General features: G+C 69.4%; 10 protein-coding genes and 2 pseudogenes. 8 read left to right on the forward strand and 4 right to left on the reverse strand.

Annotated features, from left to right (window positions below):
- Positions 1-199: 199 nt before the first annotated feature.
- Positions 200-862: pseudogene (locus AB0B76_RS55220) on the forward strand (transposase); the annotation flags it as partial.
- Between the two features lie 251 nt (positions 863-1,113).
- On the opposite strand, the gene AB0B76_RS55225 reads toward AB0B76_RS55220, so the two are convergent.
- Positions 1,114-1,323, reverse strand: coding sequence for a hypothetical protein (locus AB0B76_RS55225; protein ID WP_360393331.1), 210 nt, complete (start codon positions 1,321-1,323; stop codon positions 1,114-1,116).
- 362 nt (positions 1,324-1,685) lie between these two features.
- Positions 1,686-3,068 (reverse strand): annotated as a pseudogene (locus AB0B76_RS55230) (Na+/H+ antiporter NhaA); the annotation flags it as partial.
- A gap of 411 nt (positions 3,069-3,479) precedes the next feature.
- On the opposite strand from AB0B76_RS55230, the gene AB0B76_RS55235 reads away from it, so the two are divergent.
- From AB0B76_RS55235 to AB0B76_RS55245, 3 genes are all read left to right on the forward strand, one after another.
- Positions 3,480-3,653 carry a VIT1/CCC1 transporter family protein gene (locus AB0B76_RS55235; protein ID WP_360393334.1) on the forward strand — a complete coding sequence of 58 codons (174 nt, stop codon included), beginning with the start codon at positions 3,480-3,482 and terminating at the stop codon, positions 3,651-3,653.
- Between the two features lie 315 nt (positions 3,654-3,968).
- Positions 3,969-5,315 (forward strand): ferredoxin reductase family protein, encoded by a 1,347-nt coding sequence (locus AB0B76_RS55240; protein WP_360393337.1) that lies wholly within the window; start codon positions 3,969-3,971, stop codon positions 5,313-5,315.
- A 47-nt stretch (positions 5,316-5,362) separates the two neighbouring features.
- Positions 5,363-5,815, forward strand: coding sequence for an FMN-binding protein (locus AB0B76_RS55245; RefSeq protein ID WP_360393394.1), 453 nt, complete (start codon positions 5,363-5,365; stop codon positions 5,813-5,815).
- Positions 5,816-5,967: 152 nt separating this feature from the next.
- On the opposite strand, the gene AB0B76_RS55250 is transcribed toward AB0B76_RS55245, so the two are convergent.
- Entirely contained in the window at positions 5,968-6,567 is a 600-nt protein-coding gene (locus AB0B76_RS55250; protein WP_360393339.1) for a hypothetical protein, read from the reverse strand.
- 344 nt (positions 6,568-6,911) lie between these two features.
- Here AB0B76_RS55250 and AB0B76_RS55255 point away from each other — a divergent pair, with 344 nt between their 5' ends.
- Positions 6,912-7,586, forward strand: coding sequence for a response regulator transcription factor (locus AB0B76_RS55255; protein WP_360393341.1), 675 nt, complete (start codon positions 6,912-6,914; stop codon positions 7,584-7,586).
- Positions 7,583-8,824, forward strand: a complete 1,242-nt coding sequence (locus tag AB0B76_RS55260) for a HAMP domain-containing sensor histidine kinase (RefSeq protein ID WP_360393344.1) — start codon at positions 7,583-7,585, stop codon at positions 8,822-8,824. The genes AB0B76_RS55255 and AB0B76_RS55260 overlap by 4 nt, the downstream gene beginning before the upstream one ends.
- A 199-nt stretch (positions 8,825-9,023) precedes the next feature.
- Here the strand turns inward: AB0B76_RS55260 and AB0B76_RS55265 are convergent, their stop codons facing one another.
- Complete coding sequence (locus tag AB0B76_RS55265) at positions 9,024-10,151, reverse strand: VIT1/CCC1 family protein (protein ID WP_360393347.1); 1,128 nt, start codon at positions 10,149-10,151, stop codon at positions 9,024-9,026.
- Positions 10,152-10,810: 659 nt separating this feature from the next.
- Between AB0B76_RS55265 and AB0B76_RS55270 the strand changes: the two genes are divergently transcribed.
- Complete coding sequence (locus AB0B76_RS55270) at positions 10,811-12,646, forward strand: multicopper oxidase domain-containing protein (RefSeq protein WP_360393350.1); 1,836 nt, start codon at positions 10,811-10,813, stop codon at positions 12,644-12,646.
- 207 nt (positions 12,647-12,853) lie between these two features.
- Positions 12,854-13,084, forward strand: coding sequence for a hypothetical protein (locus AB0B76_RS55275; RefSeq protein ID WP_360393353.1), 231 nt, complete (start codon positions 12,854-12,856; stop codon positions 13,082-13,084).
- Positions 13,085-13,099: the final 15 nt, after the last annotated feature.

A 13,099-nucleotide genomic window follows, 5' to 3' on the forward strand; every position in this document is an offset into this window, starting at 1 on the left:
GGCCAATCCTTCATCCCTCGCACAGCATCGCATTCAGAAAACTCTCCTACGTAGAGCCCCTTTCAGCGTTCGTGGCGCACCTTGATCTTTAACCTCGGGTGGGGTGACATCGACCCCGGCTGATCATGGGTGCGGCCCTTGATCGATCATTCCTCTTGTCTAGGGAAGAAGATCCGATCAAGGGCTGCGGAGGATCAGTGTGCCTGATGGTGGGCGTGGTGGTGCGGGTGGGGATCTGGGCTGGTTCCGCGGAGCGTTGTATCGCTGTCTGACGGCTCGTGCCGATGCGTTGTTCGAGCTGGCGGACGCGGTGTTGTGCGCGGACGGGCCGGTGCGGTCGCTGCCGGGGTTGTCGCTGGTCGCAGAGCACCGTCGTGGACACGGCGCGCTGTATGACGCCCTCGGTGCTGGTCGGGTGGATGTGGATCGGCTGCGCACGGCGGTGGCGTCGGTGCCGTTGCCCCGGGCCGGCGACGGCCGGATCGTGCTCGCGCTGGATGTCACCTGCTGGCTTCGGCCGGAGGCGGGCACCGTGCCGGAGCGGATCTTGTGCCACACGTACGGCCGGGCGAAGGATCAGCACATCGGGGTGCCGGGCTGGCCGTACTCGTTCGTGGTGGCGTTGGAGACCGGCCGCAGTTCCTGGACCGCGCCGTTGGACGCGGTGCGCCTGACACCGGGCGCTGATCTGGCCGTGGTCACCGCCGGGCAGGTCCGTGGCGTGCTCGCCCGGCTGATCGCCGCGGGGCACTGGCGGCCTGGTGACCCGCAGATGTGGGTGGTGATGGACGCTGGCTATGACGCCGCCCGCCTGGCCTGGCTGCTGCGGGATCTGCCGGTGCGGGTCCTGGCCCGGCTGCGCCGGCAGTTGGATGCGCTCACCGCCATCATGGCCGACACCACCACCGACAGCGAACGCGACGTTCTGCTCCGGCAAGCCGAGATGATCCAGCGATCGGCGCAGGAGAGCGTTCCGGACGAGCCAGATCTGGCCGACGTGCGCGGCAGGTACGAAGCCGCTCTTGCCGCGCACGCGCGGAAAACGCTGTCATGAGCATCCGGCCCGAGGGGCGGATACCTGCGGAACCCCGGCGCATGCCCCGATGGGGTGGCTCAACGTGCGGTGGTCGACGCCTGCCACCGCGGTCGCAGCGAGTCATCCTTCGGGTCGTGCCGGATCAGGGTGTTGTACCAGCCGAGCAGCAGCGCACCCACCACGGCGATGATCGCGTTGGCCACCCCGGGATGCACCATCGCAACCACGATGAACGCGGTGAGCCATACGGCGATCAGAACCGCATCGAGAATCCTGCCAGGCGGCATCTGCCTCTCCCTCCGTCCAGACCCGGGAAGACGGCCGGCGGATCGACGCCGGCCAGGCACGTCACGGGACCCCGCCGCCCGCCGGCCCCTGCTGCGCGCAGGACAGACCGGCCAGTGGTGAAGAGGAAGGCGGCGGCGCTCATGATCAGCTCCCACGGTGGTGGAATCGCCGACCAGGCTTCCCGGCACGCCTAACGCCAGGCTACTGCTCAACCGAGAGTTGTCGATGCAGTCGTGGACACCGATGCGAGCTGCTCGGGCTGCTGGTCCGCGACGCCGACTCGACCGGGATCGGCGGCCTCCTCGCGTCATCCCGCTGATCTTCACCAGCTCCACGTGACCGCGGCGTCACCCCCGATGAACTAACGCTGAAGGGCATCAAGGTTCGCACGGGCGAACGCCGCCTTCACCGCCGCGGAGAGCGCGGCGATGTCGTACGCGCCGTGGTGGCGCCGGCCGTTGATGAAGAAGGTCGGGGTTTCGGACACGCTGCTGAGGTCGGCCGAGTCGATGTCCTCGGCGATCCGGTCGGCGCCCTTGCGCTCGGCGAGGTGCTCCCGGAACCGGTTCAGGTCTAGGCCGAGCTGTTCGGCGTAGCGCATCATGTCGGTTGGCCTGAGCGTGTCCTGGTGCGTGAAGAGCAGGTCGTGCAACTGCCAGAACGCACCCTGCTCCCCAGCTGCCTCGGCCGCCTCGGCGGCGAGCTGAGCATGCGGGTGGACGTCGTTCAGCGGCAGGTGTCGCCAGACGTACCGGACGTTGGTGAAGTCGGCCAGCAGCTCCCGGACCACCGGCTCGGCCTGCCCGCAGTAGGGACACTCGAAGTCGCCGTACTCCACGACCGTCACCAGCGCTTCGCGGGGCCCACGCACGTGGTCGCGCTCCGGATCGACCGGGACCACCAGGTCGACGATCCCCTCCGCGGTGCCCAGCAGGGCACGGGCACGCCGCGCCGGTGGGAGCCGGGCAGCGAGGCGGAACACCAGCCAGGTGACGACGGACGAACCGACCGTCGCGGCGAGGATGCCGAGCTTCGCCTCGTCCAGGGCGGGACCGCTCAGCGCGTGGGTGGCGATCAGGAGGGCGATGGTGAACCCGACACCGGAGATCGTGCCCACCCCGGTAACGGCGGCCCAACCGACGGGCGGCCGGAACCGCTTGCGGCTGAACCAGGCCACCAGCCACGACGTGGCGACGATTCCGACCGGCTTGCCGACGAGGTACGCCACCAGGACACCGAGCGTGACCGGGGAGGTGACCGCCTTGGCCAGGACCTCGCCGTCGATCACGATCCCGACATTGGCCAGCACGAACAGCGGCACGATGAAATAGCTCGCCCACGGCTGGTAGAGGTGCTGCAGCCGCTCGTTCGGCGACAGCGCCGAGGCCAGCCCGGCCCGAACCGAACTGGCGAACTGCGGGGTGGGTTGCTCCCGGAAGAGACGGAACAGGTCGCTCACCCGCTGCAACTCTGTGCGGCCGGGAGCATAGGCGTAGGTGACCAGCCCCACCACGACCGGGTCGACACCGGATTCCGAGACCGCGAGCCAGGCCGCCACCCCCAGCAGCGCGTACACCGGCCCGTACCGTACGCCCCACGCCCGGACGAGCAGGACGACGCCGAAGATTCCCGCCGCGGCGAGCAACGCCGCCATCGAAGGATGTTCCGGATAGGCGATCGCCAGCACTGCGATCGCGACCAGGTCGTCCACGACGGAGACCGTCAGCAGGAAGCCCCGCAACCGGCCACGACCACGTACATCCGCGCCGACCTCGAAGCCGTCGCCGCCGCCCTGGCCGCGATGACCGGCCGGCCACACCCTCTCGCACAGCCCATCGACAGTCGCCTGGGTGGTCTAGCGAGGCCTTGAACACGATCGAGTCGCAGCACTGCGGCCCCCGTACAACGCCGTTCTCGTCGTCGACCCGGCTGGGCTGCCCGCCAGAACGTGTTGGCGACACGGTGTGCAGTCCTTACCGATGCGCGAGCTCCGGCGTCTGGAGGTAGAACGCGGTCCCGGACTCGCCGGCGATGGTGAGCTCGAACCACCGCTTGTCGACCCAGGCGAACTGGGTCACAAGCGCCGGAGGCTCCTTGCCCTGCTGCCGCGTGATAGTTCGGACAAGCCGCAGCTGGGCGAGCGCCCGGCGCCCGGGTGCCCGCTACCTTCGTCGTGGTGGTCCTCGCGCTCGCGGTTACGGGCGTAGTGAGCGCGAAACTGGGCGGGGCGGGCCTCGGCCGTGCCGTCTGCCGGCCTGTCGCCGGTGGCGCACTGGCCATGGCCATCACCTTCGGCGTCGAACAGCTCGTAGGCGCAACTGTGATCTGAACGACGGCCGCGTGCGGCGAGGGTCACAGGTCGGTGACAAGAGCGAGGGTTCGCTGGAACTGATCTCCCGGGTGGCCGATCGTCCGGTCGTACTGACGGGGCTGGGCGAGCCGCGCCGACGGTGGCGGCGCCGCCGGCCGGTGCAGGCTTCACGAGGCGTTCCTCAGCGTTCTCCGATGTTCGGCGGGAGAGGCTTGGTCCACACACCATGGTGGCCGCGGCTCGCCGGAGGAGAGTTCCATGACGATCACACGCCATGTCGGACGGGCGCATGTCCCGGCACCGGTACCGTCCCGTCGGGTACCGGCACGTCCAGTGCCGAAGCGGTGGTGGAAGGATGTCGCCGGCTCCGCCGCTCTGCTGAGCATCGCGGCGGTGATGACCCTGTGGCTGGCGGGCGGCGGGTTGCGTGAACTCGGGGCCCAGGGCGGTGCGGCAACGTCGACCGGCCGGGTGACCGGCCTGGTGGCCTCGGACCTGCTGCTGTTGCAGGTGCTGCTGATGGCCCGGATTCCCTGGGTGGAGCGCAGCTACGGGCAGGACACCCTCGCGCGCCGGCACCGGCTGGTCGGGTTCGTGTCGTTCTGGCTGATGCTCGCCCATGTCGTGCTCGTCACAGTGGGATATGCGCAGTCGGGGCGTACCGGATTCCTCGGCACGGCGTGGGACCTGGTGGTGACGTACCCCGGGATGCTGCTCGCCGCGGCTGGAACGGCGTTGCTGGTGCTGGTGGTGGTGCTGTCGATACGCGCGGCGCGGCACCGTCAGCGGTACGAGACCTGGCATCTCATCCATCTGTACGCGTATCTGGGTGTCGGTCTCGCGCTACCGCATCAACTGTGGGCAGGCGCTGACTTCACCGCGTCCGCGCCGGCCCGGGTCTTCTGGTGGTCCATCTACGGCGCGACCCTGGCCGCGGTGCTGGTCTTCAGGGTTGGTATGCCGGTCTGGCGGTCGGTGTACCACCGGCTCCGGGTGACCGCGGTCGTGCCGGAGGCGCCGGGGGTGGTGTCCGTCCACCTGCGCGGCCGCCGACTCGACCGGCTGCCGGTGCGTGCCGGACAGTTCTTCCTCTGGCGGTTCCTCGACGGTCCCGGATGGTCGCGCGCGAACCCGTACACCCTGTCCGCGGCACCACGCACGGATCAGCTGCGGATCACGGTGAAGGATCTCGGCGACGGCAGCGGCCGGGTCGCGTCGCTTCGGCCGGGAACACGGGTCCTGATCGAGGGGCCGTTCGGCGTGATGACGGCCGCCCGTCACCGCCGCCACAAGGTGCTGCTGATCGCCGCTGGCGTCGGCATCACCACCATGCGCGCACTCCTGGACGACCTGGTGCCCGCCGCGGCGACGACGACACTGCTGTACCGGATCGGCCGGCACGAGGAACCGGTGTTCCAGGCCGAACTTGACGCGTTCGCGCGGCGGCGTGGCGTCCGTGTGGTCTATCTGCGAGGCAGCCGGCCGGCCCGCGGCTCATGGCTTCCCGCGCAGTACGCCCACGTCGCGGAGCTCGAAGCGCTGCGGCAGTTGGTGCCGGACATCGCCGAACACGAGGCGTACCTCTGCGGGCCACCTCCCTGGATGGACGCCGCCCGCACGACGCTGCGGCAGGCCGCCGTCCCCGCAGACCACATCCACCTCGAGGAGTTCGCGTGGTGACCGGGCGCAGCCGGCCGAGGCAGCATGGGAAGCGCCGCATCACGCTGATGATCGTGTCGACGTTCGCCGCGGTCGTCCTGCTCTTCAGCTACCGCACCAGCACTCAGGGGCCCGGCACCGGGCCGGGAACGCCGTCCGCCGCAGCGCAACGCCCCGGCATCGTCGCCGCGACACCTGCGCAGTCCGGCGCCGGCGGTACGACGTCGTCCTCGCCGCCGAACTCCCTCACCGTCAACGGCACGACAGCGCATACGCGCTACGGCCCGGTCCAGGTCCAGGTCCAGATCACCGGCGGGAAGATCACCGACGTCACGACGCTGCAACACCCGTCCGGCGACCGCCGCAACGAGCAGATCAGCTCCTACGCCCTGCCGCAGCTGCGCACTGAGGCGCTCAGCGCCCAGAATGCGCACATCGACACCGTCAGTGGCGCTACCTACACCAGCGACGGATACATCGAATCCCTGCAGGCCGCTCTCGACGCCGCCCACGTCGGATGAGCCCGCGACCGAGCCGCCGGCCAGCGCAGCAGGTGCGGGCCGGGCACCGGGAGCAGGGCGAACTGCTGCCTCATGGACGCCGGCCCGCGGCTATGGCGGACCCAACGGTTCGGCGGCTCGCGATCGGGCTGCGGGCCGCCGGAACTCGACGGCTATTTACCGCCAGGCCGGCCCGGACCCTCCTTGGTAGGGGTGGAGCTGAAGTTGCCGGTCCAGCTGGCTTTGGCGCCGGAATCACCGATCCGGTAGATGTCGTACACAGCGCCACCAGCGGCGAGCACCGCGAACACGACGATCACGATCGTCACGGCCCTCGACGCCGGGGCGAGCACAGCCCGCCGGGACGTTACCGGGCGGGTCAGCGTCGCCGTGGACACCCCCGAACGCGGCGAGTCCTCCATCTCCGAAGCGCTGGCCGCGGTGACGGTCGCGACAGCCGCATCCTCCCGGCCCCGCCACCAGACGATCAACGCCAGGACGACGACCGGGACGGTGACGAACAATGCGGTGTCGCCGAGTTCGGTGTGATCGTGCAGCAGCTCGCTGGACGGCACCCGGCGTTCCAGCCACTCCCCGGCATCCGTGGTGATCGGCACCAGGACCAGCACGCCCAGCGACAACAGGGCGTTCGGCCCGGCGAGCCGGCGGCGCGCCGCCGGCCAGACCGCGGTCAGCACCAGCAATCCCGCAGCCAGCGGCAGCAGCACGACGATGGCGTGCACGAGCAGAATATGGGCCGGCAGGCCGTTCAACGTGGTCAAGACTATCCCTCCAGGAAATGTACCCGGCTCGTCGGAGCAGGGCCCGCCGGAGCCGTTTCTCGGACCGGCACCGCAATTACCGCGCATCGGGTGAAAGCGTAGGATCCGTATTCTCAGAGTCCTCTGATGCTCGCGTGGAGACACTGGATTCTCCAAACCCGGCGCCGCCGACAGCGGAAGCCGCCAGCCGGAGCGTTCGGGCGTAGCGGCCGCCCGGCGGCGCGCCACCGATTGCCCAACTCCGAGGAGGCCCGGATGCCAGCGCCGCGAACGTATGGGCGATCACCTCACCCGCACAACGTGACGCCGTCGAACCGCGCTTCGAGCGTGGCGGCATGACCGGCTCGCTCAACCGGGGCCACATCCTGATCGTGGAAGACGACCGTGACGTCGGCACCATGCTGCAGCGCCTGTTCCGCAGCGAGGGATATGCCGCCGACCTCGCACCGGACGGCCAAGCCGGCCTGCACCACGCCCTGAGCCGCGCCTACGACGCGATGATCATCGACCGCGGGCTTCCGGCCATCGAGGGCGTGGACCTGCTCGGCCGGTTGCGCCGATCCGGGATAAGCACCCCGACGCTGATCCTGACCGCCTTGGGCACCCTCGCCGACCGTGTCGCCGGGCTCGACGCCGGCGCCGAGGACTACCTGGTCAAACCCTTCGAGATCGACGAACTCCTCGCCCGCGTCCGCGCGCTGCTGCGCCGCCACCCCGCCGCGACCCGCACCCTGGCAATCGGGACGGCCAAGTTCGACCTGGTCGCCCGGACCGTGTCCAGGGATGACGGATCAACGGCGGCGCTGTCCGGCCGGGAGGCCGACCTGCTCCGGCTGCTCGCCGAGCACCCGTCGCGCCCGTTCAGCCGCGACGAGATCGTGTCGCAAGTCTTCCCCGACGCCGCCGCCGACTCGCTCGTGGACACGTATGTCTACTACCTGCGCCGCAAACTCGGCGCGGGCGCCGTGACCACCGTCCGCGGCGTGGGCTACCGGCTCGGCGACCTGTGATCCGCGCCATCCGGTTCCCGCGCGACCCCGACCGGCAGCTGGTCCACCGGGCCCGCCGCATCCTGGCCGTCCAGACCGCGGCGGCGATCGCGGTGACCATCCTCATCGTCGGCGTGCTGGCCATGGTCGTCGTGACCCGCAGCCAGCGGGCCGCCGCCCAGGCGCTGCTGCGGCAGACCGCCGCCACGGCCGAGGATGTCACCGACCCTCCACCGGACGTCTGGCTCTTCGAGCTGCACGACGACGACACGCTCACCGGCACCGCCGACCCGCCCTACGGGCTCCCGGACCGCGCCGCCCTCGGCCGGGTCCACGCCGGCGGCCCGACCGAGACCCGGTCCGTTGACATCGACGGTGACGACTACCTCATGCTGACCCGGCAGCGGGACGCCACCACGATCCAGGTGATCGTCGGACAGCACCGGCAGGAGACCGACCAACGTCGGCTGCTCACGGCCCTGATCCTCGCGGAACTCGCCGGGCTCGTCGTGGCGATCCTCTTCGCCTCCCTCCTTGCCCGCCGGGCGACCGCACCCCTCGGCGATGCGCTCGCCCGGCAGCGGCAGTTCGTCGCCGACGCCAGCCACGAACTGCGCGCACCCCTCACGCAACTGCACACCCGCGCCCAACTCGTCGAACGGGACATCCGATCCGGCGCGACCGCCGCCGACATCACCGACGACATCAGCCGGCTTGTCGTTGGCACCCGTCACCTCGGCGAGGTCGTCGACGACCTCCTGCTCTCCACCCAGCTGCGGCGCCGCGCCGACACCGTCGCCGACGTGGACCTCGCCGCGGTCATCGCGGACGTGATCACCGGACAATCGACGCGAGCCGCCGAAGACGAGGTCGACCTCACCCTCGTCCCCGACCCGGCCGGCCCGTCGATCGTGCGCGGCCGGGAGGCAGCCCTGCGCAGAGTCCTGACCGCCCTCGCCGACAACGCGCTCAGCCACACCGCGCCCGGCGGCCACGTCACGTTCGAACTCTCCGCGCAGGACCACGGAAGCCAGGTCGTCCTCGTGGTCCGCGACGACGGAACCGGGTTCGACCCCGCCGACGCCGGACGACTGTTCGCCCGGTTCGCCCGCGCCGGCCACGACGACCACCGCCGATTCGGGCTCGGTCTCGCGCTCGCGCAGGAAGTCATCGCCGGCCACGGCGGCACCATCGACGCCACCGGCCAACCCGGAGTAGGAGCGGCCTTCACCATCCGCCTACCGGCAGCTCACCCCTGACGCCTCCTGAAGCTTCGCCCCGGCACTACGCTGTCATAGCGTCGTGCCGCTCTGGCGTGTGGTGTACGACGGCGACCGGCGTGAGGCAACCAAATCCGGACCACGACACGCGGCGCCGCCAGGACGGCGACGACCCCACCACGGTCGCGTAGCCGGCGTGGAAGGCGCCGCATACTGCGACCGGTAGCCCGCTGACCGGTCAGCTCACGGAAACGCCGATGAGGTGCCCGACGCCGAAGGTGACTATCGCGGCGAGCCCGCCGGCCAGCAGCTGCCGGGCGGCGGACCGCAGCCGGGAGCGGCCGTTGAGCGCGCCGGTCCCGGCCCCCACCGCTACCAGCGCCAACACGAACAGCACGATGGCGGCGACCAGCGCGGCCGTGCCGCCGCCGAACAGGTACGGGATCACCACGACGCACGCGCCGATAGCGAACGCGACGAGGCTGGACAGCGCGGCCGACCAGGGCGATCCCAGCGCGCCGGGATCGAGGCCGAGCTCCTCGCGGGCCAGTGTGTCCAGCGCGACCTCATGGTCGGCCATCAGGCGGTCGGCCACCCGTTCGGCCTGGGCGCGGTCCAGCCCCTTCGCCCGGTACAGCAGAACCAGCTCCTCGCGTTCCTCGGCCGGGCTTTCGGCCAACTCCTGCGCCTCCAGCGACAGTTCACGCTGGTACATCTCGCGCTGGCTGGACATGGAAACGTACTCACCGGCGGCCATGGAGAACGCTCCGGCGAGCAGCCCGGCAACGCCGGCGAGCAGGATGGCCGAACGCGACGATCCCGACCCAGCGAAACCCATGACAAGCGCGGTGTTGGACACCAGGCCGTCGCTGACACCGAACACACCGGCCCGCAGCGACCCGGACCGGTCGCCACGGTGCCACCGCTCGCGCCGGGCAATCTGCGCCTGCGAATCCGGCCGCCCGCCCTGGATGAGCGCCGCGATGGTCCGGGCGTGGCCACGTTCCTCGGCCGCCATCGACGCCGCGGCGTCGGGCTCCTGGTCGTAGCGGCCGGCATCGGCCTTCTCGGCGCGTTCGACCAGCGGGAGCACCGACGCCACCGACCACCGACGGGCCAGTAGCCCCAGGACACGGGTCCGCACGGACACCGGCGCACGCGCCGGCACATCCGCGCCGGCTTCACGCAGTTTGGTCTCCCAATGTGCGGCATGGCGACGCTCCACCGCTGCGAGTTCGGCGAGTACCGCGCGCCGCTCCCCGGTCTCCGCCGCGGCGAGCCGATCGTACAACTCGGCCGCGTCCCGCTCACTGGCCAGCAGTTCCCGCCAGCGCCCGATCTGCTGTCGATGCTGCGTCGCGCTCATCGTGGGCTCACCTCTCGACCGACAACCACCCTATCCAGACTGCGTAGCGTCATATCGGCTCGCATCCGCAGCCCGGTGGCAGGAACTGCTCGGCAAGCATCGGCGCGACCGGGTGCTCACCGTGATCTCCGGACGTGTTTCGGCAGTCTTCGATTGCTCAGACGCGTTCCGTTCGGGCCAGAAAGACCCTCGACAAGTCCTATATTGCCAGCTCAGGCGGCACCTCTTCACGCTTGATCCATCATGTGGGCAACCCTCGATGGAGGACCAGCTGCTGAATCAGAATATCCAATTTTTGCAAATGTCCGGCGCCCGTCCTGAACTCAGGTTTACGCTCGCACCGTCATTGCGAATGACGCGCGCGTGTGCGGAGTGTGCGCAGGTCACGCTGTTGCCATTCGATGGCACGTCCACTCAGGACATGATCGGCCAGTTGGTGCCACGGACTGCGCATCGACGTGCGGTAGGCCGAGTCGTGTTCCCATTCTGCCGGTCACGATTACACAACGCGGGCCGATGTCCCGACCGGCAAGGAGGGGACTACGCGCGTTGCCGCAGTATGCGGCACACCTGGACCGCTCGCGCTGCCACATCAGCGCATAGCCGAAGCGCGCGTCTGGGAGAAGAACACCTACGGGGAGGGAATCATTTTGCTCAACATGACAGCGCAGCGCCGAACTACCACGCGCCCACTGTGGGCGGGTCTGTTGGTCGGGCTCACCGGCGCGGCGATGGCAGGCACTGGGTCGCCGGTCTGGGCCGGATCGCCGGTTCAGGCCGGATCGCCGATCGCGCAGGTCACGCAACCAACCGGACCTTGCGGCCCGTCGCCGACGGCCACGTTCTTCAAGGACGCCGTTCCGCAGCCGCCGGTGGCGAAACCTGACAACAAGGGGCGCAACGACAGCACGGCAGACGACAAAGCATCGGACGCGAGCACACTCGGCGAGAACACATCCGACGACAAGCGCAGTGACCATTTCACGCTCACCGCACAGGTGCATACGACGCACAAGTTCTCGAGCGAATGGCCCGCAGCAAAGACGCTGAGCTACAGCGCGCCCGGCGCCGAGACGGACTACCTCGGCCCGACGATCGTCACCCGAAAGAACCGGCCGACCGACGTCAAAGTCATCGACGCCCTGCCATCGGCGGGAACTGAGATTTTCCCGTTCGACCAGCCGAACAACGACAACAAGCTCACCCTGCACCGGCACGGCGGCCTGCAGCCGGCCGCCAGCGACGGCGCGCCCGCGCCTATCGGGGTGGAGACCTCACCCGGCGGCTCGCAGACCCAGCACTACCCGAACAACCAGGCCGCGGCGCCCCTGTGGTATCACGACCACATCGACGCGCAAACCTCGTACCACGCGTACGAGGGGCTGGCCGGGTTCATGCCCAACACGGACCTGCTGGAACCGACGTTCGGCCTACCCAGCGGCAGCTTTGCCAAGGCCTACGTGCTCCAGGACAAGTCGTTCACCCAAGACAAGCAGCTGTGCTACAGCCACGCCAATCCCGAGTTCTTCGGCGACACCCCGGTAGTCAACGGCGTTATCGCACCGAAGCAGAGCGTGGAGCCGCGACGCTACAGCTTCACTTTCATCAACGGCTCGGACTCCCGCTTCTACCACCTGAGCCTGACCCAGACCAGTGGCCCGGCGGCTTCCGCTCCAAAGATGACCGTGGTCGCCAGCGACTCTGGGTACCTGCGGCACCCCGCCGACGTCGGCCAGACCGGCCTGCTCGTCGCTCCCGGCGAGCGGTACACGGTGGTTGTCGACTTCACCGGCCACAACTCGCAGAACTGGGTGCTGGCCAACGACGCCGCGGCGCCCTTCCCGAACGCCGATCCCACCGTGGCCACGATTCCGCAGCTCATGCGGTTCGACGTCGGCTCTTCGACCAGTTCGAAGGACCGCTCTCGGGTCCCGTCGACGATCTTGGAAACCAACAACGGGCCCATCGCCGACGATCTTCTCAAGGCCAGGCTGCGGACAGTTCAGGCCGGTGAGGTCATCCCGGGTGCACCACAGCTCGGTGACAAGAACCAGCTGTTGAACTACCTCGACCCGGCCACCGAGACGCCGAAGCTGAACTCGACCGAGGCGTGGGCCATGCGCAACCACAGCCCGGACGCCCACCCGATCCACCTGCACCTCGTGGAGATGCGGCTGATCGGCCGATGGCCCGCCACGTTCGACGCCAACGGCAAACCGACCAGCATCGGAACGTTCCAGCCACCGGCTCCGTACGAGACCGGCCCGAAGGAAACGATGGTGGCCCCACCCGGCTTCATTACCGCCTGGGTGACGACGTTCACCGTCGGCGGAGCGTCCGTCTGGCACTGCCACATCATGTCCCACGAGGACGGGGCAAACACCGGCGGCGCGATCGAGATGATGCGACCGCTGGTCATCGGCAACACGCCACAGACCCAGCTACCGCTGGTCCTCAACCAGGGCCGACTCGACCAGTTGATCCGCCAGGCGTAGAAACTGCCACGGACACATCCAGCGGATAGAACCCGGTGGCCCTTGGTGCAGGGTCACCGGGTTGTCCAACCGTACGGTGCCCCACCGTGACCGCTGGGTACATCGGGGAGTGTCGGCCCGATGCCGCCGAGCGCTCTCCCGCGCGTCCGGCAGGGCAGGATGGACCGTGACACGCGGCCACCACGACCGTGCGGAACGGAAGCGCAGATGGTGCGAAGACGAAGGCGTTCACCGGCTACGCCGTGCCCCGACGTCACCGCCGCCAAGGCGTTCTCCGGCGACGTGCTCGGCCTCGACGTGACCGAGCAGAACGGCATCCTCATGTTGCACCAGGCGACGCGGCGGCACGTTCATCTTCTGCCGACGGCGGACCACACCCTGGCCACGTACACGATCCGGACGTTTCGGGCGCGGTCGCGCCGGCACCGAAGTCGCTAGCCCGACCGACAGCAA

The organism is Dactylosporangium sp. NPDC049140 (genome assembly GCF_040648435.1).